20 protein-coding genes are annotated in these 26,200 nt (G+C 47.2%); 7 read left to right on the top strand and 13 right to left on the bottom strand.

The window, feature by feature from the left end; translation table 11 throughout:
- Window positions 1-5: 5 nt before the first annotated feature.
- The 8 genes from VT06_RS07110 to VT06_RS07075 all read right to left on the bottom strand — a co-directional run bounded on the left by VT06_RS07110 (window position 6) and on the right by VT06_RS07075 (window position 9,818).
- Window positions 6-1,226, bottom strand: coding sequence for an EAL and HDOD domain-containing protein (locus VT06_RS07110; protein WP_046553595.1), 1,221 nt, complete (start codon window positions 1,224-1,226; stop codon window positions 6-8).
- Between the two features lie 110 nt (window positions 1,227-1,336).
- Window positions 1,337-2,788 carry a sodium/proline symporter PutP gene (gene putP / locus VT06_RS07105; RefSeq protein WP_369796895.1) on the bottom strand — a complete coding sequence of 484 codons (1,452 nt, stop codon included), beginning with the start codon at window positions 2,786-2,788 and terminating at the stop codon, window positions 1,337-1,339.
- A 134-nt stretch (window positions 2,789-2,922) separates the two neighbouring features.
- On the bottom strand, window positions 2,923-4,599 hold the full coding sequence (locus VT06_RS07100; protein WP_046553593.1) for a BatD family protein: 1,677 nt from the start codon (window positions 4,597-4,599) through the stop codon (window positions 2,923-2,925).
- Complete coding sequence (locus VT06_RS07095) at window positions 4,593-6,428, bottom strand: VWA domain-containing protein (RefSeq protein WP_082122467.1); 1,836 nt, start codon at window positions 6,426-6,428, stop codon at window positions 4,593-4,595. Before VT06_RS07095 ends, VT06_RS07100 begins: the two co-directional genes overlap by 7 nt.
- The gene (locus VT06_RS07090; RefSeq protein ID WP_046553592.1) at window positions 6,412-7,404 is read right to left on the bottom strand and encodes a VWA domain-containing protein; all 993 of its coding nucleotides are present in this window, start codon (window positions 7,402-7,404) and stop codon (window positions 6,412-6,414) included. Before VT06_RS07090 ends, VT06_RS07095 begins: the two co-directional genes overlap by 17 nt.
- Window positions 7,397-7,921, bottom strand: a complete 525-nt coding sequence (locus tag VT06_RS07085) for a DUF4381 domain-containing protein (RefSeq protein WP_046553591.1) — start codon at window positions 7,919-7,921, stop codon at window positions 7,397-7,399. The genes VT06_RS07090 and VT06_RS07085 overlap by 8 nt, the downstream gene beginning before the upstream one ends.
- A complete protein-coding gene (locus VT06_RS07080) occupies window positions 7,911-8,858 on the bottom strand; it encodes a DUF58 domain-containing protein (protein ID WP_046553687.1) in 948 nt (315 codons plus the stop codon). The genes VT06_RS07085 and VT06_RS07080 overlap by 11 nt, the downstream gene beginning before the upstream one ends.
- Window positions 8,859-8,864: 6 nt before the next feature.
- Window positions 8,865-9,818: a MoxR family ATPase gene (locus VT06_RS07075; protein ID WP_046553590.1), complete on the bottom strand. Its 954-nt coding sequence runs from the start codon at window positions 9,816-9,818 to the stop codon at window positions 8,865-8,867.
- A gap of 221 nt (window positions 9,819-10,039) precedes the next feature.
- Here VT06_RS07075 and fadI point away from each other — a divergent pair, with 221 nt between their 5' ends.
- Both fadI and fadJ read left to right on the top strand, forming a co-directional pair.
- Window positions 10,040-11,350, top strand: a complete 1,311-nt coding sequence (fadI, locus tag VT06_RS07070) for an acetyl-CoA C-acyltransferase FadI (RefSeq protein ID WP_046553589.1) — start codon at window positions 10,040-10,042, stop codon at window positions 11,348-11,350.
- Window positions 11,350-13,488: a fatty acid oxidation complex subunit alpha FadJ gene (gene fadJ / locus VT06_RS07065; protein WP_046553588.1), complete on the top strand. Its 2,139-nt coding sequence runs from the start codon at window positions 11,350-11,352 to the stop codon at window positions 13,486-13,488. The genes fadI and fadJ overlap by 1 nt, the downstream gene beginning before the upstream one ends.
- Window positions 13,489-13,558: 70 nt before the next feature.
- Here fadJ and hdfR read toward each other — a convergent pair whose 3' ends face one another.
- Complete coding sequence (gene hdfR, locus VT06_RS07060) at window positions 13,559-14,419, bottom strand: HTH-type transcriptional regulator HdfR (RefSeq protein WP_046553587.1); 861 nt, start codon at window positions 14,417-14,419, stop codon at window positions 13,559-13,561.
- Between the two features lie 129 nt (window positions 14,420-14,548).
- Between hdfR and maoP the strand changes: the two genes are divergently transcribed.
- Window positions 14,549-14,896, top strand: coding sequence for a DUF413 domain-containing protein (maoP, locus tag VT06_RS07055; protein ID WP_046553586.1), 348 nt, complete (start codon window positions 14,549-14,551; stop codon window positions 14,894-14,896).
- A 28-nt stretch (window positions 14,897-14,924) separates the two neighbouring features.
- Here the strand turns inward: maoP and VT06_RS07050 are convergent, their stop codons facing one another.
- A complete protein-coding gene (locus tag VT06_RS07050; protein WP_200897931.1) occupies window positions 14,925-17,177 on the bottom strand; it encodes an EAL domain-containing protein in 2,253 nt (750 codons plus the stop codon).
- A gap of 67 nt (window positions 17,178-17,244) precedes the next feature.
- Complete coding sequence (locus VT06_RS07045) at window positions 17,245-20,007, bottom strand: insulinase family protein (protein WP_046553585.1); 2,763 nt, start codon at window positions 20,005-20,007, stop codon at window positions 17,245-17,247.
- Between the two features lie 205 nt (window positions 20,008-20,212).
- Between VT06_RS07045 and sixA the strand changes: the two genes are divergently transcribed.
- The gene (gene sixA / locus VT06_RS07035) at window positions 20,213-20,701 is read left to right on the top strand and encodes a phosphohistidine phosphatase SixA (protein WP_046553583.1); all 489 of its coding nucleotides are present in this window, start codon (window positions 20,213-20,215) and stop codon (window positions 20,699-20,701) included.
- Window positions 20,702-20,744: 43 nt separating this feature from the next.
- Here sixA and smrB read toward each other — a convergent pair whose 3' ends face one another.
- Window positions 20,745-21,308: an endonuclease SmrB gene (smrB, locus tag VT06_RS07030; RefSeq protein WP_046553582.1), complete on the bottom strand. Its 564-nt coding sequence runs from the start codon at window positions 21,306-21,308 to the stop codon at window positions 20,745-20,747.
- Between the two features lie 50 nt (window positions 21,309-21,358).
- On the opposite strand from smrB, the gene prmB reads away from it, so the two are divergent.
- From prmB to VT06_RS07015, 3 genes are read left to right on the top strand one after another with little or no spacing between them, the layout of a single operon-like run.
- A complete protein-coding gene (prmB, locus tag VT06_RS18435; RefSeq protein ID WP_046553581.1) occupies window positions 21,359-22,309 on the top strand; it encodes a 50S ribosomal protein L3 N(5)-glutamine methyltransferase in 951 nt (316 codons plus the stop codon).
- A complete protein-coding gene (gene aroC, locus VT06_RS18430; protein WP_046553580.1) occupies window positions 22,310-23,422 on the top strand; it encodes a chorismate synthase in 1,113 nt (370 codons plus the stop codon).
- A gap of 34 nt (window positions 23,423-23,456) precedes the next feature.
- On the top strand, window positions 23,457-24,620 hold the full coding sequence (locus VT06_RS07015; protein WP_046553579.1) for an MFS transporter: 1,164 nt from the start codon (window positions 23,457-23,459) through the stop codon (window positions 24,618-24,620).
- A 144-nt stretch (window positions 24,621-24,764) separates the two neighbouring features.
- On the opposite strand, the gene VT06_RS07010 is transcribed toward VT06_RS07015, so the two are convergent.
- Entirely contained in the window at window positions 24,765-26,162 is a 1,398-nt protein-coding gene (locus tag VT06_RS07010) for a coniferyl aldehyde dehydrogenase (RefSeq protein WP_046553578.1), read from the bottom strand.
- Window positions 26,163-26,200 lie beyond the last annotated feature (38 nt).

The following is a 26,200-nucleotide window of genomic DNA, read 5'->3' as shown; positions in this document are numbered from 1 at the left end:
TTGGATTAATCCCCTAAGGCTTTCATTTGCTCGTTAGCCCATTGCACGGCGTTATGGTAAGCGTCGGGTACCTTATCGGTGTCGATACCCAGGCTTTCAATTGCCTGATTAGCCTGTTGCCATTGTGCGGTTTCGTAATATTTTATTAAGGTTAAATAGTCGGCCAGAATGCCGGTGTGATCAACCAGTGCATCTTTAATTTCTTTTGCCAATGGCAGCTTTTCCATCACACTGGCAATAGATTCATCTAAAATAGCATCCATTAATGACATTAAGCCGGTAAGAAAAGCTTTGCCGGTATCGACTTTGCCGTGAATAGTGGCGAGGCCTTCGGCAAAGCGGGCACGGGTCATCGACATGCGCATTAATTCAGCCGGTTTGTCACTGCTAATTTGAGCGGTAAATAACAGTGATAAAAATTTCTTTAATTCAACCTGGCCTAACACCACCAATGCTTGTTTGATGGTTTCTATTTCAGCGCGGCGCTTAAAAACAGAAGAGTTACTGTAACGCAATAATTTGTAAGATAAATTGACGTCACGTTGGAAAATATTAGTGATTTTAACCAAATCTAACTCTGCTTTTGACGTTTCGTACAGCAGTTCTGCTAAGGTCATTTGTGCTGGCGACAAGGCTTTAGTTTGCATCAGTTCAGGTTGTGAGAAGAAGAACCCCTGAAAGTAAAAGAAACCCATGTCTAATGCTTGCTGGAACTCTTCGTTGGTTTCAACCTTTTCTGCTAACATTTTTATATGAGGAAAGTCGGCAATAGCCTGCTGCACTAGTTTGATGGTGGCAATATCGGTGGAACGAAAATCAATTTTAATAATATCGATGAACGGATAAAAGTGGCGCCAGACCGGTTGATGAATATAGTCGTCCAGTGCCAGAGTGTAGCCTTGCTCTTTTAAATGCTGACATTCTGCTAATAAGCGTTTACCCGGCTGCACTGTTTCTAAGATCTCAATAACCACTTGCTCTTTTGGCAGCATACTGGGGTATTTTTTTAGTAAGGTTTCAAGCGTAAAGTTAATAAAACCAGGCTTGTCACCAAGAAAATCTTCTAAACCAAAGCTGAACTGACTACCTTCAATCATTCTGGAGGTGGCTTCATCGCCGTCAATTTCCGGAAATACATTACTTAAACCGTCCCGAAACAGTAGCTCGTAGCCATATAACGCTTTATTCCGGTCAAGGATGGGTTGCCTAGCAGCGTAGAAATACATAATGCAGATATCTCACTTGGACTATTGAGGGTAATTTAGCAAACTTTCCCCGCAACGCGAAAGTATTTTATTGCGCTGCGGGGCGATTATGGCCAACCAGGTACTGGCGGCTAACTTTGTGCTTTAAGTTGCTGTTGCATCTTTTTAAACATGGCCAGCACACTGGGTGCCGGGTCCTTACTAAACTTACTGACAATAACAATGGCTAGCGTGCTAAGCACAAAGCCCGGGATAATTTCATAAACGGTGCTGCTGAGGCTGGCACCATTTATGGTTATTGGCGCATAAATCCAGATTAAGACGGTAGTAGCGCCAATAACAATTCCGCTAAGAGCACCGGCAAAGGTCATGCGGGGCCAATACAGGCTTAGAATAATAAGAGGACCAAAAGCCGCACCAAAACCAGCCCAGGCGTTACTTACCAGCTGCAACACTGAACTGTCGCGATCATATGCCAGCGCAATGGCGACCAATGCTACGGCTAACACCGAAATTCTGCCTACTAATACCAGCTCGCGTTGGCTGGCATTGCGTTTAACGAAGGTTTTATAAAAATCTTCAGTCAGCGAGCTGGAGGTAACCAGCAATTGTGATGAAATAGTGCTCATAATTGCCGCTAAAATAGCCGCCAATAAAAAGCCGGCAATAAAGGGGTGAAATAAAAACTGCGAGAACACGATAAAGATAGTTTCCGGATCGGCTAAGGTCATTTTAGTTTGTGCAACATAGGCAATGCCGACAAAACCCGTCATTAGTGCACCCACTATGGTAACCAGCATCCAGCTCATACCAATACGCCGTGCGGCTTTAATGTCTTTTACTGAACGAATAGCCATAAACCGCACAATAATATGCGGTTGGCCGAAATACCCCAGGCCCCAGGATAAGGCAGAGACAATAGCGATAAATGACGAGGCGCCAACCCAGTTAATTAATTGCGGGTCAATGCTGGACACTACCTGTTTTACTTCGCCAAAGCCACCAAGGTGGTCCAGGGCCACCACCGGCACCAGTATTAACGAGACAAACATAATACAGCCCTGCACGAAGTCGGTCATGCTGACTGCCATAAAGCCACCAATTAAGGTGTAGATAACCACCACGCCGGCAGTAACATAAAGACCCAGTTCGTAGCTTAGGTTAAACGAGCTTTCAAACAGTTTGCCGCCACCTACCACACCAGATGAGGTATAAAGGGTAAAGAAAATAACAATAACAACTGAAGATACCACGCGTAATAGCCGGCTGTTGTCTTCAAAGCGTTTTTCAAAGTAATCAGGAATGGTGATGGCGTCGTTAGCAACTTCGGTATACACCCGCAATCTGGGGGCCACCACGATATAGTTAAGATAAGCACCAATTAACAACCCTACGGCAATCCAGGCACTGCTTAATCCGGTGAGGTACATGGCACCCGGCAACCCCATTAACATCCAGCCACTCATATCAGAGGCACCGGCAGATAGGGCGGTAACGCCTGGCCCTAATTTGCGGCCACCTAACATGTATCCCGATACGCTTTCATCAGTGTTGCGATAAGCATACAAACCTATACCAATCATGGCGGCGAAATAAATACCCAGGGCAAAAATAGTTGCAATTTCCAAAAGCTAGCTCCTTATTATTTGTTTTTATGCTAACAAGATGAACCCAGGCTTACCAGCGCTTTATGGTATCGGTAAAGCGCTTAACTATCTTAATGCGGGTAAAGTGGCGGCAGGGCAGTGTTGTTCGCCGGTGCTTTGCTACTAGCCTGATACGCTAACCAGGCCTGTAGCAGGGCATCACCTTGCCATTTAACCGCACTATCACTGTATAAGGCGGCATTAAGTAACGTCAACTGCTCACGCAGTGGTCCGGCAGTAATGTGCTGGCTAAGGGCGTCGAGTGAGCCATGGTTTAGCTGTTGCTGCTGCCGCGCCCATAACAGCAATTGCCGGCGGGCGGCTGTTTTATCATGTTGCCGACAGGCAGTGCGTAACGCCCGGCTATCAAAATTGGCGCTGCCGGTAGTAGCGTGCTTCGCATTATCGTTGCTATAAGCGTGCTTAACAGTAGCGTGGCGACGTTGCTGCCACTGCCAGAGTAATAATAGCAGAGTGAGCATCCAGCCACTGAGTAATGCGGTGCTGGTATGGCTCCACGCCCAGCTAGATACTAACCGGGCGGGTGCTGCCGCAGGCAATGAAGTAATTGCCGGCTCAGTTAACGCCTGACTGGCTGCCCTTCGGTTAGGATCCGCTTTAATGTTAAGAGTACGCCCTGCTAGCACGGCATATTCCAACCGATTGGTTTGACTATTCCACCAGGGGACACTAATTTCAGGTAATTGATATTCGCCAGCGCTGTTGGCAATGATGGCACTGGTGATCACTTTTTGCGCAACCAGCCGGCCTGCGCGCTCGGCGCCCTGGCGTTGCGGTTGCTCTTGATACACTCTAAAGCCGTCAGGCACGGTAACGGCAAGATCAGGCAGCTGATTGGCGGCAACATCTACCGCAGACAAGGTAATAATCCGGGTTATGGGTTCGCCCTGCAGCAGTTCTGCTAGCTCTGGTTGCCATTCTTCATTTAAAGCAACCAAACCGGCTACTAGCCAGTTACCGGTAAAATCAGTAGGTTGGGCTGTAACGTCTATTGTTATTGCTGGCGCCTCACGTACCACGGCGCGGCTGCGAGCAAAGTAACTTTGCCGGGCATTGTCACGGTCAATAATATCGCCACTAAACGTGGGCGGGATAATGGTGAAATTACCGCTGCGCTGAGGCGTAATGGCATAGCGGCGGGTAATAGAGCGGTAACGCTCGCCGTCAATAAGTTCGCTGCCTTCCTGATCCTGGCCTACCTGTTGAATTAGCGCATCGTCCAGTTGCGGTTCAGACAAGCTACCGCGCTGAATATCACCACTAAAATAGATGATAACGTTGTAGTACACCATTTGCTGTACCATCATTTGTTCGGTACTGATATTACTGTCTAAAAACAAATCGCGCAGCGCAGTGCTGCCTTGTTGCACGGGCAATACCTCAAGGGTTAATGGTGCACTGCTAACGCCATTAATGGTAAAAGCCGGGATGCGAAAGGTACCGCTGGCTTTGGGTAATAAGGTGACGGTCCAGCTGGTATTGTGGCTGGCATCACCATTGATCACCCGGGTACTCTGGTTAACCGACGGCACCATTACCGTAAAATCATTATCCAATATTCTGAAATTAAGACTATTGGCTGGCAGCCGGCTATCGGCGCTAACTGCTAATACAATGCTTTCACCGAGCATTATCGGGTTTTTATCCAGCCGCGCATCTAGCTGGCTAATGGCCAGAGCGGGTAGGCTAAGCCATAAGCATAGCCAGAATAAACTACGAATTACCATTCTTGTGCTGCTCCTTTGGGTAAAGCGTATTGGCGGCGCTTTTGATATTCAAGATTCATTCTGTTGCGCAGCAATAATCCCGGGTCGTCTTGCACCTTGCGCAATAAATTATCTAATTGTTGTTGCTCTTCCTGACTGGCATTGGGCCAGGCTTCGCGAATAGCCTGTTGTTGAGGTTCTTCCGCGCCGGGCTCGGTTTGCTGCTCTGCCTCTGCGGCTTCTGCGGCCTGTTGTTCAGCGTGCTGCTGCGCCTGTTGCTCTGCTGCTTGCTGTTCAGCATCTTTTTGTGAGTTGCTGTCGGAATTTTGCTCAGAACTGTTTTCAGCGCTTTCACCGCTCTCAGCATTTTCAGCGTCGTCATTTTGCGATGCGTTTTCACTGTCTGACGGTTCTGTACTGTCTTGCTGTTCACCCGCTTGCTGCTCGTTGTCTTGTTGTTGTTGTTGCTCTTGCTGCTGCTTTAATTGCGCCATTAGCGCGGCATTTTTTTTCGCCTGGCTATGTTGCGGGTTAAGCGCTAAGGCGTTGTTAAAACTGGCTAATGCTGCATCATATTGTTGTTGCATGGCTAAACTGTTACCCAAATTCGCGTAGCTGTCAGCAGAGGGTTGCTGTTCAGCGGCCTGACGAAAAGCCTGTTCGGCTTGGGCATAATCCTGCAGCCGGTAAGCAGCATTACCCTGCCATAACGGATCGGCGAATTTCTGCTGTGCGCCCTGATAATCTTGTTGTTGATAATCAACAATGGCTTGCTGTTTAGGGGTTTGCCACAGATCGCGCCAAACACTGGCTTCTGTAACCGGTATATAGCACAGCGGCAATAACACCAGCACCGGTGCCCGTTTTGCCAAGTAAAGCGCCAGTGGTAATAGCAACCAGACTAGGTAAATAGCATTGTCTTGCCATAAATCACCGGCGAACTGTTCGGTTTGCTGATTTTGCTGTTGAAATGGGCTGTTTATATCTGTGAGCAGCCGGGAGATATCTTTATTGTCTGTTGTGGCGCTGGCAAAACTGCCGCGACCTTTGCGTGCCAGGGCGGCGAGTTGTGACACCGGCACCTTGGGGATAACCACGGCGCCGCGCTGATCTTTTAGTAACTCGCCGCTGATCAGTTGCACTGGTGCACCTTGTTCGGTGCCCAAACTTAATATTGATAAACGATGTGGCCAGTTGTCTAGCCGTTGCATAATGTTGTTGTAATCTGCAGCAGCAAAACCGTCGGTAAACAGCACCACGTTACCCCGGCTTTGACCGGCTTGCTGCAATAAATTGTCGGCTTGTTGCAAGGCCGCATCAATATTTGAGCCCTGCACTGGCATAAGCTCAGGTGTTAATTCGTTAAACAACAACCTGACGTTATTAAAGTCGGGCGTAAGTGGCGAGATAACAAAGGCATCACCGGCAAAACTGATTAACGCCAGTTCGCCCTCAGTTAATTCATTAATAAAATCTAACACCTTAAAGCGTTGCTGGCTAAACCTGTCGGGTGCCATATCGGTTGCCCGCATCGATATCGACATATCGACCAGCAAAACGGTCGCTTTATTTGAGGTAAACGCCGGCTGTGGCTGTTTTTGCCAACTGGGCCCGGCCAATGCCGCTACGCTTAGCAACCAGCACAGCAGCAATACCGGTAGCGCTATCGGATTACGTTGTAGCAATAATTGCCCACTTAACATCAAATGTTGCAAGTGCGGAGCAATAATACGCTGCCAGGCCCCGCTTTGTTGCCGATACTGTCGTAATAACAGCCACAGTAGTAATGCCGGGAAAAGTGCTAGTAACCACCAGGGGCGCAGTAAATGAAAGTCAGCCAGCAGGTTCATAGAGTTTCCGCCAGTTAATGCGACGTATCGCCAAATAAAATGATAGCAACAACGCCAAAGCCAGTGGCCAGTGCAGTAAACTGCGCTGTGGCCGGAATGTGAGGCTATCGCGGGCTATCGGTTCAAGTTGATCAAGCTGACGGTATATTTGCGCCAGTTCAGGCAGGCTGCGGGCACGAAAATATTCACCACCGGTTTGGCGGGCGATATCGCGTAGCAGCTGCTCGTCTAAATCTTGTGACGGGTTGATGGTGCGCCGGCCAAATACCGTTTGTTGCACCATTTGCTCTGCACCAACCCCGACGGTGTAAATTTTAACCCCGGCGGCTTTGGCCAGCGCTAAGGCTTCCAATGGCTGAATATTGCCGGCGTTATTAGCACCGTCGCTTAATAAAATAAGCACTTTATTACTGGTTTCATAGGTGTTAAGGCGTTTTACTGCCAGGCCAATAGCCTCGCCAATAGCGGTGCGTTGGCCCACCAGTTTTAACTGACTGTCATCTAAAAAGGTTTGAACTGTGGCTAAATCATAGGTTAACGAAGTTTGCTGATAGGCGGCATCGGCAAACAATATAAGGCCCAGCCGGTCACCTTTTCGTTGCAGAATAAAGTCGCCTACCACCCGTTTAACTGCGGTTAGCCGGTTCATACTCTGGTTATCTAACAGCATATCGTTAATATCCATTGAACCGGATAAATCAATCGCCAACATCAGATCCCGGCCTTCTTGTGGCAAGGTGATAGGCTCGCCCAGCCAACGGGGTTGGCAAGCTGCCAACACCAGTAATAGCCAAATAACGGTATGTGGTAAGGCGGCAATATGCCGTTTCCAGCTTTGCCGCGGTTTTTGCTGCTTGGCCGCAATATTTGCCAATGCGGTCAGTTTCAGCGCACTACCGTTGTCTTGTTGGCGTTTTTTAAATAACAACGGCAAGCCAGCTAATAACAGCAACCAGGGATAACTCAGTTCAAACATCGGCAACCTCCGGTTTTAGCTGTGGCGTTAACCAATTAGCTATGGCAGCTGGGTGACACTGCTTAAGCCAACACTGAGCAAACTGATAAAACTGTTGCTGTTGTTCGGGCGTGGTGACGGGTTGATACAATAGTGCTTTTAGCGCCGGAATGCGCTGGTTTGGCAGCTGCTGTTGTAAAAACGTTTGCCAGCTATCGGTGTTGCTGCTTAATACCGGGTGCTTTGGCGCATAATGCTGCACCAGGCGTTTTAACAGCTGGTTTATCTGGCTAATGGCGGCAGGGTCAAGCTGGGTTAACAATGATATAGCCTGGCGTTTGGCGGCCAAAAAATACCAGCGTTTTATCATTTTGGTTATGATAATCGCCAGTAGCACAATTGCCATCAACATTAGGATATAGGCCCCAACGGGTATTTGCCACGACAACAAATAAGCAGGCTCGGCAATATCGGCCAGTTGTTGTAATAATGGTGATTCAGCGGCGCCAGATGTAGGCATTATTGATTCAACGCTCATGGTGCGTTCGCTCTAATTGACTAATAATCGGTTCGGCGGCACTAATGTTCAGCCACTTACAACCAAGTTGTTGCATACTGGTTTGTCGCTGCAGTTGTAGTTGTAGTTGCTGTTGCTGATAACGCCGGCGCAAGGTGGTATCACCTAGTTCTGCCGTGATGATTTGCTGCTGATGTTGAATGGCTGCTAGGCCAGTAGCCGTGGCTGGTAGCGTGAGTTCCAGCGGATCAGCAATGTGGCAGCAGGTAACTTCATTATGTTGGCTGATAGCACGAATATGACGCAGTGCTTGCTGATCAAGCAGATTAAAATCTGACAAAATATACACCATGCTGCCTGGCCGGCAAAGGCGGCGCTGCTGGCCTAATGCTTGCGATAAACTTAAACCATGTTGGTTGCTTGCCGGCTGATGACATTGTTGCAGTGCTTGCAAATAACGCAGCACACCATGGCTGCGACCTTGCGGTTTTAACTCACGGTGTTGCTGATTACTAAACACGATGCCGCCCAACTTGTCGCCATGTTGCTTGACATGCCAGGCAATTACTGCGGCCAAATGCGCGGCTTGCACTGATTTAAATAACAAGCTGCTGCCAAAGCGCATACTGTCGGTTAAATCGGTAACAATAAATACTGGCCGTTCTTTTTCTTCGCGAAAGAGCTTGGTGTGTACTTTGCCACTGCGAGCCGTAACCCGCCAGTCGATGGTGCGCACATCATCACCCGGCTGATAGTGGCGCACTTCGTCAAACTCCATGCCCCGGCCTTTGCTGCGGGCCAGGTAAGTGCCGGCAAGTTTGCTTTGAATGCTAATAGTGGGTTTCAGCGCCAAGACACTGGTATGGCGCTGATACCACAGTAATTCAGGCAAATTTACCGTGGTACCGTCTGCCGATAATTGTTGTAGCCAGCTGCTGGCGGAAAAATGACTGCTCATAGCCAATCAGGGAACCGGTACACAGTTAATAATTTCAGTTAGCACGTCATCGGTGGTGATGCCTTCTGCTTCAGCGGTGTAGGTTAGTATAAGCCGATGGCGCAACACATTATGAAATACCGCCTGAATATCGTCTGGGGTAACGAAGTCACGATCGGCTAACCAGGCTTTTGCCCGGGCGCAGCGCTCTAGCGCTATAGTGGCTCTGGGGCTGGCACCGTAACCAATCCAGTTGGTCAGTTTGCTGCTATAGGCACCGCCATTTCGGGTAGCCATAATAAGTTGCACAATATAGTCTTCCAAACTGTCAGCCAGATGTAAGGTTAATATGGCCTGGCGGGCACTGAAGATATCGGCCTGACTAATGGCCACCGGCTGGCTTTGCGTTTTATGCATCGCTTCATTACGGGTTAAACGTAAAATGTCGCGTTCAGTAGCCGCATCGGGGTAATCAACTTTAAGATGCAGTAAAAAACGGTCTAGCTGCGCTTCAGGCAGTGGGTAGGTGCCTTCTTGCTCTAACGGGTTTTGGGTGGCCATCACCAGAAATAATTCAGGTAGTTTATAGGTAGTACGGCCAACGGTTATCTGCTTTTCTGCCATAGCTTCTAATAAGGCCGATTGCACTTTGGCCGGCGCCCGGTTAATTTCATCGGCTAAAATAATGTTATGAAACAATGGTCCGGATTGAAACTCGAACTGGCCAGTTTCAGGCCGGTATATGTCGGTACCGGTGAGATCGGCAGGCAGTAAATCGGGGGTAAATTGTACCCGATGAAACTCTGCTTCTACGCCGTGGGCGAGGGCATTAACTGCCCGGGTTTTTGCCAAACCCGGTGGCCCTTCAACCAGTAAATGGCCATTAGCCAATAAAGCCAGTAAAATACCTTCAGTAAGTTCAGGTTGGCCTAATACCTGACTGTCGAGATAAGCCTTTAAGGCAGAAAACGTGTTTACCATAATGATTTAAGTCTTTTGGTTAGTAAGTTTTGGTTATTTTCTACACAGTTAGCTGTAAAACCAGCTAGGATATGACGTTATAACCTAAATAAGGTTCAGTTTGCATTAAAACAAGTGTTTTAATTTTCAGCGACTGTCGTTACAATCAAAGCACTATCACAGGTCTGACCTGTTTTACCATCGAATAGTTCGACTACTTCTAAAAAGTTAAGAGGAAAGCTATGACAGCGCCCATTAAACTTCATACCCGCAGCGGTGATCGGATTGCCATTGTTACCGGTTTACGAACGCCTTTCGCCAAACAAGCTACTGAGTTGCATGGCGTGTCAGCACTGGATTTAGCAAAGCTGGTAGTGAATGAACTACTGATCCGCAGTGAACTTGATGCCAGTTTGGTGCAACAAGTGGTTTATGGCAAGGTTGTGCAAATGCCTGAAGCCCCGAATATTGCCCGGGAAATTGTATTGGGGACCGGTATGAATGTACATACCGATGCCTATAGCGTGACCCGGGCCTGTGCTACCAGTTTTCAGTCGGTAGTGAGTGTTGCTGAATCAATGATGGCAGGAATTACTGAAATTGCTATTGCCGGTGGTGCCGATTCCAGTTCCGTATTACCAATTGGCGTTAGTAAAAATTTAGCGCGGGCGCTGGTTGATATGAATAAAGCCAAAACGCTTGGCCAGAAATTATCCATATTACGCCGCCTAGGTTTAAAAGATTTACTGCCGGTGCCGCCGGCTATTGCTGAATACAGTACCGGTTTGTCAATGGGCGATACAGCAGAGCAAATGGCTAAAACCTACGGCATTAGCCGCGAAGCGCAGGACGAACTGGCTCACCGCTCGCACAGTCTGGCGGCTAAAGCCTGGCAAAGTGGTGTAATGAGCAACGAAGTGATGACCGCCCATGTTGAGCCTTATAATAAATTTTTGGCCATAGACAACAATATTCGAATGGATTCAAAACTCGAGTCGTATGCCAAATTACGGCCCGTGTTTGACCGTAATCATGGCACAGTAACCGCGGCTAATAGTACGCCGTTAACCGATGGCGCGTCGGCAGTATTAATGATGACCGAAAGCCGAGCCAAAGCGCTGGGCTATAAGCCGCTGGGGTATATTCGAAGCTATGCCTTTGCGGCCATTGGCGTGCGTGAAGACATGCTGATGGGGCCATCTTACGCTACGCCTATCGCACTGGACCGTGCTGGCATGACCCTAAACGATTTAACGTTAATTGAAATGCATGAAGCCTTTGCGTCACAGGCGCTGGCGAATGTAAAAATGTTTAGCAGTCGTAAATTTGCCGAAGAAAAACTAGGCCGCAGCGACGCCATTGGTGAGATTGATATGGCGAAATTTAATGTAAATGGTGGCTCATTAGCATATGGCCATCCTTTTGCCGCTACCGGCACCCGTTTAATTGTGCAGACGTTAAATGAATTACAGCGTCGGGGTGGTGGAACGGGTTTAACCACGGCGTGTGCCGCAGGTGGCTTGGGTGCAGCGATGATCGTGGAGACCGAATAATGAGCAAGCAACAACCAAATAGTTTTACCCTGACCGTGCGTGACGATAAGGTTGCCGTGATCACCATGGATATTCCTGGTGAAAGCATGAATGTGTTAAAGGCTTCTTTTGCTGCTGAAATTAACAGCATCCTCGCGAGCATTAAAGGCGACAGCACCATTAAAGGCGTGGTGATTATTAGTGGCAAAAAAGACTCTTTTATTGCCGGTGCCGACATTGCCATGCTAGACAGTTGTCAAAGTGCTGAGCAGGCAGAAGACATTGCCCGGATGGGCCAGCAAATGTTTGATACGCTGGAGCAACTTAAGATACCGCTGGTGGCGGCAATTCATGGCCCTTGTTTAGGCGGTGGCCTAGAACTGGCTATGGCCTGTCATGCCAGGGTAGCCACTGATTCGGTAAAAACAGTGCTGGGGTTACCTGAAGTTCAATTAGGCTTGTTGCCTGGCAGTGGCGGTACTCAGCGTCTGCCAAGATTAGTGGGCATTCAAAAAGCCCTGGATATGATGCTAACAGGCAAACAATTACGGGCAGTAGAAGCGAAAAAAGCGGGCCTGGTTGATGAAGTGGTGCCGCAAAGCATTTTACTGCAGGCGGCTGTTGAGCGCGCCTTAAAAACGAAAATAAGCATTAAAACGAAAGACAAGGGGTTTTTAGCTAAGCTGCTCGAAAATACGGGCCCTGGCCGTAATATATTGTTTTCGCAAGCACTTAAGCAAACGTTAAAGAAAACGCAGGGCAATTATCCGGCCCCGGTACGCATTATTGAGGTGGTGCGTAAAGGCCAGGATAGTGGTTATGCCGCGGGCTTAGCCGCAGAAGCTAAGGCGTTTGGTCAGTTATGTATGACTAATGAGTCGGCTGCACTGCGCAGTTTGTTTTTTGCCACCACCCAAATGAAAAAAGAAACGGGTGCTGGTGATACTCAACCGCAAAAGGTTAAGAAAGTTGCGGTTCTTGGTGGTGGGCTTATGGGTGGTGGTATAGCCAATGTCAGTAGTACTAAGGCTGGTGTGCCGGTACGGATCAAAGACATTAACGAGCAGGGTATTAGTAACGCACTGAAATATAGCTACACGTTACTGGCGAAAAAATTCAAGCGCCGGTTTATTAGTAAAGCTGACATGCAAAAGCAATTACTGCTATTAACAGGCAGCACTGACTACAGTGGTTTTCATGATGTCGATTTGGTAATTGAAGCAGTATTTGAAGACTTAACGTTAAAGCAGAAAATGGTGGCAGATATAGAGCAGCACTGTGCTGAGCACACTATTTTTGCCAGTAATACCAGCTCGTTACCCATTGGCCAGATTGCTGCTAAAGCCAGCCGGCCAGAGAATGTTATTGGTTTACATTATTTTTCGCCGGTTGATAAAATGCCCTTGGTCGAAGTGATTGCGCATGAAAAAACCTCGGCACAGACTATTGCGACTACGGTGGCTTTTGCCCGCAAACAAGGTAAAACGCCTATAGTGGTAAAAGACGGTGCCGGTTTTTATGTTAATCGTATTCTGGCCTTGTATATGAATGAAGCTGCCGCGATATTACTGCAAGGTGAGCCGGTTGAGAAAATTGACAAGGCCTTGGTGAAGTTTGGTTTTCCGGTAGGGCCCATTACTTTACTCGATGAAGTCGGTATTGATGTTGGCGCAAAAATTTCACCCATTTTAACCGCGCAGTTGGGCGAGCGATTTACAGCACCTGATGCCTTTAGCAAGCTATTGGCTGATGGCCGTAAAGGTAAAAAAACCGAAAAGGGTTTTTATCTGTACGGTGCAGCAGCTAAAAAGGGCGTGAAGACGGTCGACAGCAGTGTGTATAACATTTTAGGGGTAAGCCCTGCTGCTGCGCTAAGCAGCCAGGCTATTGCCAGCCGCTGTACCGTGCAAATGTTAAATGAAGCTGTGCGTTGTTTGGATGAAGGCGTTATTGCTTCGGCGCGTGACGGCGATATTGGCGCTATTTTCGGTATTGGCTTCCCACCGTTTCTGGGCGGGCCTTTCCGCTACATTGATACGTTGGGGGTGACTAACCTGGTGGCTACGTTACGCCAATTACAGGCTGCGCATGGCGAGCGCTTTGCACCTTGCCAACGGTTACTGACCATGGCCGAGCAAAATAGCCGTTTTTATAATTAGCGTTTGCCAGAAAGTTTACTATAGCCATGCTTTTACTGACTGCGGCGGGTAATAGCATAAGCCGCTGCAGTTATGCTGCCAGGTTTTTAATATGCTGGCGCAGCTGGCTAGTAATGGCCTGCAGCAGCTGCTCGTTGGTAGCCTGATGTAACGTTGCCGCAAACAGCTCTCTGCTCATTTGCGGCGCGTTATTCACCTTTCTCAGCCGGTTTGATTGTAATAGTGGCTGCACCATTATTTGTGGTAAATAAGCGGTTGCCGGCCCTTGTAGTAGCATTTCCAGGGCAATTTTGGCGCTGCCGGTTCGTAGCTGTGGCGGTGGTATGTCGGCAAAATGCTTAGCGTGCTGAATATCAAACGAGGTGCCCCAGTCAACCAGAATGTAGTGCTGCGCCATAGCCGCAGTGGCTTCAGTATGCTCACTGCTGGTTACGGCGATTAACTTGATGTCATCGAGCTTCTCTACCTGAATTTCTTCTACTTTAGGTGGGTCAAACACCACGGCTAAATCCAGATTCCGCTCCAGCAACAACCGGCTAATTTGCTCTCGCCCTAATGATTCAGCGCGCCAGGCCAGGGCGGGATAACATTGTTGCACCTGAATAAACCCAGGCAATAAAAAACTATCCCAAACATTGGCTGTAGCAGCAATAGAGACTTGCTGTGCTTGTTTACTGCTTAACGCGACCTCTTGCTTTGCCCGTTGTAATGCGGTTAGTATTGATTGCGCATGCGGCAGTAAGCGGTCACCCGCTGCGGTAAGCTGAATGTTATTACGATAACGACTAAATAAATTGACCCCAAGCTGCTGTTCAAGCTGCCTGATCCGAAAACTCACCGCAGATTGCGTTAAGTACAAGTTTTCGGCCGCTTTTCCAAAATGACGAGTGCGCTGTACTTCCAGAAAGGTTTTCAGCAGTTCAGTATCCAAAGTAAACCCTTAAAATAATTTATCGTGTCAATAAGAAATATTTGTTTTACGATAGTAATTTTGTTAACCATACTCCGCACAGTTTAAACACGCTGGCTTTATATTCAACGACATTAGAGGAAAAAAGTGATGCAGCAAAGTTTTGTCGCTACTCGTCGCTTTTTCGATGACCGTAATTTCCCTCGGGGTTTTACTCGGTCTGGGCGCTTCACGCTGGCAGAGGGCTCTCTGCTGGAAAAACATGGTTTTGCAATGCAGCAGTTAGAGCAAGGTGCATGCGAGCCGGTAAACGAAGAAGAGCAACGCTTTATTCTGGTTTGCCGTGGTGAAGCAGAAGCGAATACCAGCTTTGAAAAAGTCTGGTTTAAATACAAACAACGCTTAAGCGAAAAACGGAAGTTTCATACCGTGTTTGGTAAAAAGCGTATTGCCGATGGTGCCGACGATTTTTCTTACGTCGAAACCGATTCTGACTAAAAGCCCTGCGGGGCTTTTTTGCTAAGTGTTAACCCGGAATAACACTTAACCGTGGCGGTTGTTTTTGAGCGAATAAAAAAGCGGCAAAATCTTTGGCAGATAACGGCTTGCTGTAATAATACCCCTGAATGGTTTCACAGCGTAATTTTCTTAGCATATCCAGCTGATCCTTGGTTTCAACCCCTTCTGCTACCACATTTAAACTTAAGTTATGCGCTATGGTCACAATGGTATCAACCATATTGCGGCCGCGAGCATTATCCATATCATCAATAAATGCTTTATCAATTTTCAGGGTATTAAGTGGAAATTGCTTTAAGTAAGCTAAAGATGAGTAACCTGTTCCAAAGTCGTCCATGGCCAAATGGATACCACGTGCGCGCAGCTTTTTCATGGTATCAATGGCCAACGTCGGTGATTGCATTACCGTGCCTTCAGTGATCTCAAGCTCCAGATGGTAAGAAGGCAGTTCACATTGCTCGAGTATATCGTCAATTTGCTGACATAAATTAGGTAACATAAATTGCTTAGCAGAAAGGTTTACCGCTACGCGGCCCTGAAATAACCCCAATGCCAGCCATTTTTTTACATCGGCACAGGCTTTACGCAGTACTACCGCGCCAATATCGACAATTTGTCCGGTTTCTTCAGCAACCGGAATAAAGCTCGCCGGGCTGACTAAACCGCCCTTAGGGGTAATGAAGCGCACCAGTGCTTCCATACCCACCACGTTGCCGGTCAGGATATCCATTTTAGGCTGATAGAAAACAGTAAAGTAATCTTCTTTTAAACCATAGCGAATTAAGTTTTCTATTTGTAAGCGCTTTACCGCTTGTTTATTCATGCTGTCATTAAAAAACAAATACCGGTTGGCACCGTTATTTTTGGCATGATACATGGCCGTATCAGCATTTCGAAGCAAAGCTTGAGGGTCGCTGCCATCATCGGGATATAAAACAATACCGATACTGCTGGTAATCGCTAATTCATGCTGATTGATAATAAAGGGTTGGTTAATTTGCTCTAACAGCCCTTTGGCCATTAAGCTAATAGTATGAATATCGTTGGTATCGTTTAATAATACGGCAAATTCATCACCGCCTAGCCGATACAGCTTTTGTTGATAGCGAGCATCGGTATGCAGCCGCTGCGCCAATTTGCACAGTAGCGTATCGCCGAGCTCATGACCTAGTGAGTCATTAATTTTTTTAAAGTTATCTAAATCGAATACCAGTAAGGCGTGTTTTGTCTGGGGTTTTACCAGTTGTGCCAGTTTGGTCATAAAGACGGCCCGGTTAGGTAAGCCGGTTAACGTATCATTATTGGCCAGTCGCTTTAGCTCTGCTTCTCTGATTTTGCGCTCAGTAATATCAGATAACACACCGACGTACTGTTGCGGATTGCCTTCGTCATCGTTAATAACATCAAACGCCAGTTCAGCCTGATAAAGGGTACCATTATCCATTTGCTCTTGGATTTCACCACTCCAGCGGCCGTGTTTGGCTAGTTGCAGCTGAATGTCCTGCATATAGCGGCTGGGATACATTGACAGTTCAAACCGGCTGTTAATGACATTGGCCCGTGTTTTACCGGTAATGCCGCTAAACGCCGGGTTCACTTCAATAATAGTAAATTGGGTATCGCATACCAGCACGCCATCAGAGATATTCTCAAGACAGCGGGCAAATAACAGCATTCTGCCCTCAGCTTCTTTAAATTGATGTATGTTTTTCAGGGTGCCGGTCATCCGGCTGGGGCTGCCATCAGTGGTGTAGGCGACTATTTTCCCCCGATCCAGCACCCAAATATACATGCCTTTGGCAGTTTGCAGCCGGTACGTTGCTTCAAAAAAAGCGTTGTTACCGTTTAAATGTTCGTTTAGTAAGGTGACTACCCTGCCTAAATCCTGCGGATGAATTTGTTGTTTATTGGGGGGGAAGTCATGTGTTTCAGGTTTAAGTTCAACCGGTGTTAACCAAGAGCTTGAGCGGTACAATTCGCCCGTTTCGATCCGCCAATCCCATAATTCGTCACCGCTGCCCCATAACGATAAGCGCAGCCGCTCCTCGCTTTTTGCCAGGCGCTGATGGTAGCGACGCATTTTTAAAATACTGGCATACGACAATAATAAAGCAGCACAAGCGAACAGTAGCACAACTGAAAATAGATAAGGGTGCACACTGTCCCAATTAGTTTCCCAACTAACGGCAGCAAGCGCAAAAGGTGGCGTAGTTAACAGTAAACAGGCCAACGTAAAGTAATAGCGGTGTCGTTTTGGCACAAATTACAACATATTTATTATTATTCTGGCTACGTTAACTAAGTTTAGGGGGAGTGTCAAAATCAATTTAAGTTACTGCTATTATTTGCTTTAACTGTTGGTTGCTTAGCGATTTAATATGATTATTCTCAGTGTTAGGGCCAGATGCCAGCAGCAACGTGTCGTAATCATTAGCCAGCAATTTTTTAAGCAACCCGGTAAAATGCTGTTTATCTAAGCCAAGTAGCGCCTCGACAATACGCTGGGTTAAATCAAACTGGGTATCATCCTGGCCCAGGGCTAACCAAAGACGTTTCGCCCGTGCTCCCAGGCTGCTATCGCGCTCGGTCAGTTGTGACGTTAAGCTTTGTTTCAGCTCGCTAAACTCGAGTGGTTCCATTTGCTCAATTTGCGCTAAAAATGCCTGGAAAAAAGTTACCGTGGCCTGATATAGCGCCGGGCAATCATAATTAGGCGATTGAATATAAAAGGCAATACCGGGTAAGGTATTAATGGGTACATACCCCGTGCCGACTAAATAACCCATTTGTTGTTCAGTTCGTAATTGATGAAAATAGTGCGGTGACATCAGATGATTGGCCAGCATAAACAAGGCCATTTGCTCGGCTGAAGCCTGCTTTGCGGCTAAATAAATAACCAGCGCGTGATCACTACTGTCGGTGTTGGTTTGCAGCCATACTGGCCCAATACCGTTAATATTGTTGGTTTTAGGCTTAATTTTATTGCCAGTGCTGGCAAGTTGGCCTTGCCAGTTCTCTAACATTATTCGCAGCTCATCAACCCGGGTTGCCGGCCAGTTGCCAATCATTAGCGCTTCGGTATAAACCTTATCTAGTAAGCTACTGGAAAAGTCACAAAATTGCTGAAAACTTAATTGCTCCAGCTGTGCAATTAACACTTCAATCTCTGGATTAAGTGGTTGCAATAGAGCAGACAATTGACTGAATAACCGGGCAACCGGTTTACTTTTATTGCTGTTGCCCCAGTGCCGGCAAAGTTGCTGTTTAATTTCGTTAAAACGCCGCTCACTAAAGTTAACCTGGCTAACTTGCTGCAAAATATCTTGCAGCAGCTGAATTTGGTTAGCCGCCAGCCCAGAGGTATGAATACTGATACCTTGTTTTTGTACATGCAAATTATAACTAAGGCCAGCGTTGGTCGCGGCATAAAATTGCTGGTTAATCTTATCCTGAAACAGCTCAAGCCAGAGACGACTTGCCGCTAACTGACAATCGTTAGCGATAGATTGTGGCAAGCTAAGTTGTAAAAACACATGGCCTTTTGGTGTACCAAACTCAGTATCTGCTTTGTACCAAATACTTAAGCTGTTGCTGTTAAAACACTGCTCTGGTTTGGCCATATGCGCTGTTTTGTCCAGCAATTCAAGTTGTTCAGTTAAATAGGGGTTAGTGGTGGCTAAAATAATGTCGGCAATGGGGCCGGTATTGCGTAATTGCTGTTGTTGTTCTTGGCTGATCTGGCTGACAGAGTAAGGGGTGCCGTACCACTTTGCCTCGTGGCTAACGGGTACATCGGGCGATATTAGTATCAGTCGCATATTGTCGGGGCGAAACCAGCTGAGTAATTGCTGATAAAGCGCTTCGTTTGGCAGTTCCATCCGGTAATCACCAAAAATAATGTCGTGTACCGGGTAATGTTGCAAATTAACGGACAACTGACTGGCTGTTTGTAATGCGTCAGCAGGTTCCTGATAAATAAATGACCAATGCAGTAATTTTTGGCGTTCAATAAATAAATTTTTTGGTAGTGGCTGTTGTTTTAATCTGGCCAGGGCACTATACAACGCACTTAAAATAATTGCGGTTTGGGTTTTGCCAGCGTGGGTTAATTCAAAAGAAATGGTGAAGTCTTTGTAATTACTACCATCAATACCGCCACCGGCGCTTATTTGATTAATTAAACCGGCATTTTTCAGGTAATCGAGTAAAGAGCCACTGCTCTCATCACCCAGTAACGAGGCTAGAAAGCTGACTATTTTATATGGATACCACGGCTGAATATCTGGCAGGGCAAAACTGACAACCAGTTTATCTGAGTCTTTATGCGGTTTAATGTTAAGTGTTATCGCCTGATGTTCCGGCAAATACAGTGGCACGGCTAACGGCGGTTTAGGCAGCAGCTTAGCCGGTAAATTAGCAAAGTACTGTTGTACCCACTGCCTCATGTCAGGCAAGGTATCAGCAGAGACTAGGCACAGGGTCATTCTGCTGGCGCTATACTGCGCGTGAAAAAATTGCAGTAAGCCATCGCGCAACGTTTGGCCTGGTTTGTCATTCAGGGTATTCAGGTTGCCAACAGAAAACTTCGCGAAAGGGTGTGCCGGGTTAATGGTTTCTTTATGCACCTGATAAATGCGTCTGCTGTCATCTTTTAATTTTAGTGAGTATTCTGCCTCAATAGCGTGGCGTTCTTTTTCAACATAGGCTGCGTCAAATAATGGCTGACTGAACATATCGGCAAAGCGTGCAAGCGCGTGTTGCAATTTTGGTGTGTCGATATCGAAATAAAAGTGGCTATGCTCGGTGCCGGTCCAGGCATTATGACTGCCGCCGTACTGACTCATAAATTGCTGATATTCACCCGCTTTTGGAAAACCCGCCGAGCCAAGGAATAACATATGCTCTAAAAAGTGCGCCATGCCCTGATAATCAGCCGGATCGTCAAAGTGACCAACATTAACCGTTAACGCCGCTGCACTTTTTTCGGCATGGCTATCTTGTACCAGCAACACTTTAAGACCATTGACGAGTGTCAGATGCTGATAGGCTCTGTTATCATTTGGACTTTGCTTTATATGAACTTTTTCCAAGAATCATCCTATTTAGGCAATGTAGTACTGCAAGATAGCCGTTCTTTCATAGCAATTAGTAATAAAGATGCTATGCGTTATGCGTTAATAGCAGTTACGTTAGCGTTAGACTTTATTTATCATAGCGCACAATTTTTGCTCAGCGTATGCTTTTTAATAATAGCAAACATAAACACACTGACTCAGTAGTACGGTATCACTATAAATGGTTAACATTGTCATTATGCGTCATGGTGAAGCAGAGCCCATGAAAAATCCGGATAGTCAGCGTCAACTTACGGCCAGAGGCAAGCAAGACACATTGCTGATGGCTAATTGGTTGCAACGCATTAGCAGCCGCTTCAGCTGGGTATTGACCAGTCCTTACCAGCGCACGTTACAAACTGCCGAGCTAATGTATAGCAAACAAGGCCCGTTGTGTCAGCTGGAAACCCTAAGCTATCTGGTGCCGGAGGGCAATGCCAGCCATATCCGGGATGTTGTTGATATAAAGCTTAATGAACAGCCCGCGGCTAAGATTTTACTGGTGTCTCATATGCCCCTGGTAAGTTTTTTGGTTGAAACGTTTACTCAGCCTGGCTTGGCGCCGGTTTTTAATACGGCCGGCGTGTGTTGCATAGACTATAGGCCTGCCCACGGCGGGCGCTTGCTAGAAAAGGTGTCGCCACACGAATTAGCGCTGTTGTCGCATTAACGTGCTTGCCAGAGTAAGTTGCCACAGTAATACCGCACTGTGGCTAACGTCGCATTTCCTCTTCAAGATGGTTTACCTTTAGCAGTAGCAATAAGGCGCCATGTTTGCCCCAACTTTTGGGCGCCGTGTGAAAAGCCCGAACATTCGGATGCTGGATTAACCAATTCGGTACTTTTCGCGCCAAAATTCCTAATCCTTTGCCATGCACCACGCAGGCACAATTAACTTGTTGTTGCTGACAGTAAGCCAGCAAGCCTGCTAATTCTGCTTTTGCCTGTAATTGGGTTAAACCATGTAAGTCTAGCACCACCTGTGGTTGAAATTCTGCCCGTTTTAAACGGCTTGCCAGGCGCGGATCGTCACCCGGTTGCACATATGACAGAGACACGGTGTCGCTGATAAAACCTTCATAGCCATCTGAAAAATAGAATAAGTCCTGGTCATTTTTTGGCAGATTAAGTGCCGGCGGGGCTTTTTTCTTGCTGCGTTTACTAACAGGCGTTATCTTGTCTTGCAATAGCGGGCGTGCGCCGGCAACCGACTGGCGAAAAAGCTCGCTATCGTCGGTCGTTACGTTGGGTTGGCTAGAAAACGTCTTTCGTTGCATCGCGCAAGTCTATACAATCTGCCCATTTTTTACAAAGAGCGAATACTGTTATGGCTAATTTAAACCCCATGTTTAATGAATCTACTATTGATGAAGCGCTGAACGATTTGGTAAGCGTGCATGATTGGCTGCGTTTTGCGGTAAGCCGCTTTAATGACGCCAATATTTATCTTGGCCATGGTACTGATAATCCTTGGGACGAAGCGGCGGTATTGTTATGTCATACTCTGTTTCTACCGCCGCTGACTGATGACAAACTGCTGAATGTCAGGCTAACCAGATCAGAGCGTCGGGCTTATATCGATTTATTAGTGCAACGCATTGAGTTGCGTATGCCCGCCGCATACCTGACCCATCAAGCCTATTTTTGCCAATTACCTTTTTATGTTGATCAGCGGGTATTAGTGCCACGTTCACCGATTGCTGAGTTAATTAACGAAAAGTTCAGCCGTTTTAAGCTGCCCGCAGCACCTTCGCGAATTTTAGATTTATGTACCGGTTCGGGTTGTATTGCTATTGCCTGCGCTTATGCTTTTCCTGAGGCGCAAATTGATGCGGTAGATATTAGCCTGGATGCGCTGGCGGTGACTGATATTAATATTAACGAGCATGGCTTGCTAGACCGAGTAACCCCGATTATGTCTGACGGATATGATGCTCTGACTGGCCTGCAGTACGATCTTATTGTGACTAACCCGCCTTATGTTGACGCCGATGATATGGCCGACTTACCAGAAGAGTACCGGCACGAACCAGAGTTAGGCCTGGCCTCGGGTGCAGATGGTTTACAACTAACCAGGCGTATTCTGGCAAGTGCGGCTGCACATCTTACAGAGCATGGTATTTTAGTTTGTGAAGTTGGTAATAGTATGGTTGAATTGCAGAATAGATATCCAGACGTCCAATTTAACTGGTTAACCTTTACGGCAGGTGGCCATGGCGTGTTTGCTTTAAGTAAAACACAGCTTATTGCCTACCAACATTTGTTTGAGGAGAGCTAAATGGCCGGTAACAGCATTGGTCAATTATTTAAAGTGACCACTTTTGGTGAAAGCCATGGCCCGGCTATTGGCGGTATTATCGACGGCTGTCCACCAGGCATGAGCTTAACCGCTGACGATTTGCAACTGGATTTAGATCGCCGTAAACCGGGTACTTCTCGCTACACCACGGCCCGGCGGGAAGAGGACCAGGTTAAAATTTTATCAGGCGTGTTTGAAGACATTACCACTGGCGCCAGCATTGGTTTATTAATTGAAAATACTGATCAACGCTCTAAAGATTACTCTGAAATAAAAGACATTTTTCGGCCAGGCCATGCTGACTACACCTACTGGCATAAGTTTGGCATTCGGGATTATCGCGGCGGTGGCCGCTCATCGGCCCGCGAAACGGCAGTAAGAGTGGCCGCCGGCGCAATTGCTAAAAAGTATTTAAAACAGCACTTTGGTATTGAAATTAGGGCCTATCTGGCCCAGCTTGGGCCAATAAAAGCCGAACAATTGCAGTGGGATGAAGTGGCTAATAATCCGTTTTTTTGCCCTGATCCGGATAAAATTTCCGAGTTGGATCAGTACATGCGCCAACTAAAAAAAGACGGTGACTCTGTGGGTGCACGGATTAATGTGGTGGCAAGCCAGGTACCGGTTGGCCTAGGTGAGCCGGTGTTTGACCGTTTGGATGCCGATATTGCGCACGCCATGATGAGCATTAATGCGGTAAAAGCAGTTGAAATCGGTGATGGTTTTGCCGTAGTAGAGCAACGTGGCTCGACGGGACGCGACGCGTTAACACCAACCGGTTTTAGCTCAAATCATGCCGGTGGCACGCTGGGTGGTATTTCATCTGGCCAGGATATTCAGGTGAGTATTGCCTTAAAACCTACTTCAAGTATCAGCATTGCCGGCAAAAGTATTAATGTTGAGGGTGAAGTGGTAGATATTGTCACTAAGGGCCGCCACGACCCCTGCGTAGGTATTCGGGCGGTGCCCATTGCCGAGGCAATGTTAGCGATTGTATTAATGGATCATGTGCTGCGACACCGTGCTCAAAATAATGGGGTTACAGTAATTACGCCTGATATTGCCAGAGCAAGCCGCGAGCCGGGTAATTAATTTACGCTAATCAGTAACAGCTTGTCAGGATGTTATGGCACTACTTACCGCCAAGCCAGCGTTAGCGCTGGCGTATTTTACTTATTTTGGGGTGCTGGGCATTTTTGTGCCCTATTTGGCGCTATTTCTGGATGGTCGCGGTTTTAATTCGCAGCAAATTGGGGTGCTGTTGGCTATTGTTACTGCCACCCGTATTGTCGGTCCTGCTATCTGGACTGGCTTTGCTGAACGCAGCAGCAAACCGCTGCGAGTAATGCAACTAGGTGCAATGTTAGCCTGTGTCGGCTGGCTGGGCAGTTTTTTTGACTACGGTTTTTGGTGGTTATTAGCGACGTTGTCATTATTTAGCTTTTTCTGGACCGCTATTTTACCGCAGTTGGAAGTGTCAACTTTTTTATTTTTAAATAATGATACTGATCAATACAGCCGTATTCGTTCTGCGGGCAGTGTCGGTTACATTGTGTTGGTTATGTCGGGTGGCTGGGCCTATCAGCAGTATGGTAGTGAATTTATGCCTGTTACCGCGTTAGCCTTTTTGTTGTTACTGGTTTTTTGTTTGTTTAACCTGCCGCCTATTACATCGTCCATGGATAGCAGCAGTAAAACCTTGTCTTACACGCAGCTATTTCAGCATAAAATACTCTGGATTTTTATGGGGGCGGCTTTGCTAATGCAAATTAGCTTTGCGCCTTTTTATGTGTTTTTCACCTTGTATAGCCGTGATTTAGGTTACTCTGGCAGCGAGACCGGGCTGCTAATAAGCCTGGCGGTAGCGGCTGAAATTGTGGCATTTTATTATGCCGGGCGCTTAATGCGTAACCGTAGTTATCGGCTATTACTGGGTATTTGTTATGGCCTTACCGTCGTGCGCTGGGTCATGGTGGCATTATTGGCACATTCGCCTTGGTGGTTGGCGTTTAGTATGCTGTTTCATGCTGGCAGTTTTGCTATTGCCCATAGCTGTGCCATGCAATTTATTCAGCAGGTTTTCCCCAGGGCCCAACGTGGCCGGGGCCAGGCAATTTATGCCGGGCTTATTTTTGGTGGCGGTGGTGCCATTGGCGCGTACTTAGCCGGTTTAAGCTGGCAAAATGGCAGCGGGGCAGTTAACACTTTTTTATTTGCTGCCGGTTTTGCGCTGTTAGCATGCTTGTTAATATTAACCTTACCGAAAAAAATAGCGAATATGGCTAACTGAGTGCTATTACAGCGAGGATCGGTATGCCCTAAGCCGACCGTTGAAGCCCTGGACGGGCGGAAACGAGCCTACAGGGATGTATTCACGGCGTGTTGGCGTAGGCAGACCGATTCTACGCCGATGCTAACAAGAAACGTGCTTTATTTAACGTGTTAACCACTTAAGCAAGGCTTTAAATAATGTGCGTTTAAACGGCGGGTAAATAAACTGGCCGCTGTTAAAACGGCCCTTCTGATGCACCGCTTTTTGATGAGAGAAACGCAAAAAACCTTCTTTACCATGGTAATTGCCAAGCCCGGATGGGCCAATACCGCCAAAAGGTAAGTCATGTTGTGCCACGTGTACCAGCGTATCGTTAATACACACTCCGCCGGCATGGCTTTGTTGTAGCACGTGCTGCTGGGTAGCGTTGTCATCACTCATTAAATATAGCGCTAACGGTCGCGGTCGCTGCTGAATATAGTGTAAAGCATCATTAAGATTATCATAAGGAATTAAGGGTAATAGCGGGCCAAATATTTCCTGTTGTAGCAGTTGGCTATTTTCGCTGGCGCCGACAATTAGCTGCAGCGCCAACCGTCGCTCGCTATTCGCCGTGGCGGCTTTGCCATCACAACTAATTACCCTGGCACCGTTACTACTAGCGTGCTGTAGCATGGTCATTATTCGCTGATATTGTGCCGGGTTAATAATGGCGCTGTAATCGGGGTTGCTGGCAAAATCAGGATAAAACTGCTGAAAACCCTGACATAGCGCATTAATAAGTGGCTCCAGTTGCGCCGCCGGCACCAATACATAATCAGGAGCAACACAGGTTTGACCGGCATTGGCGGTTTTGCCAAATAAAATTCTTTTCGCCATATCACTAATGTTGGCATCAGGCGCAATTAACACCGGGCTTTTACCGCCTAGTTCCAGCGTTACCGGAGTTAAATTGTCTGCCGCCGCCTGCATAACTTTACGGCCCACTGCAGTAGAGCCGGTAAACAGTAAATGGTTAAAGGGCAAGCTGGCAAATTCGGCGGCAATATCAGCATCACCCTGTATAATGACAACCTCTGTTGCCAACGCTTGCTGGCACAGGCTAACCAATACTTCATTAGTGGCAGGCGTAAATTCTGATAATTTCAGCATGGCTTTATTGCCTGCTGCAATTGCGGCCATTAATGGTCCGAGCGCCAAAAAAATCGGGTAATTCCATGGCACAATAATGCCCACTACCCCCAGCGGCTGCATGATAACCCGGTTGCTGGCGGGCATAAAACTATAGTGCACATGCCGTTTTTCCGGTTTTAGCCAGCCTTTTAATTGTTTTAGCTGGTAATCAATACCGCTAAGTGATGGCATAATTTCCAGCAAACGGGTTTCATCGATACTGCGATAGCCAAAATCGCGGCTAACCGCCTGGCACAATGCGCTGCTATGGGCGGTTACTGCCTGGCGCAATGCGCTAAGTTGCTGCTGGCGTTGCTGATAGCTGGGGTAGGGGCAGCTAGCATAAGCCTGTTGTAGTTGCTGAAACTGCTGCTTAACGAGAGACATGTATTTACCTTATTTTCATTGGCGTTAGCCAACAACGT

The sequence above is a fragment of the Arsukibacterium sp. MJ3 genome (genome assembly GCF_000987765.1).
Taxonomy (GTDB): Bacteria; Pseudomonadota; Gammaproteobacteria; order Enterobacterales; family Alteromonadaceae; genus Alishewanella.
Note: the sequence above shows the minus strand (reverse complement) of the source record. Positions and strands in the feature narration are given on the sequence as shown.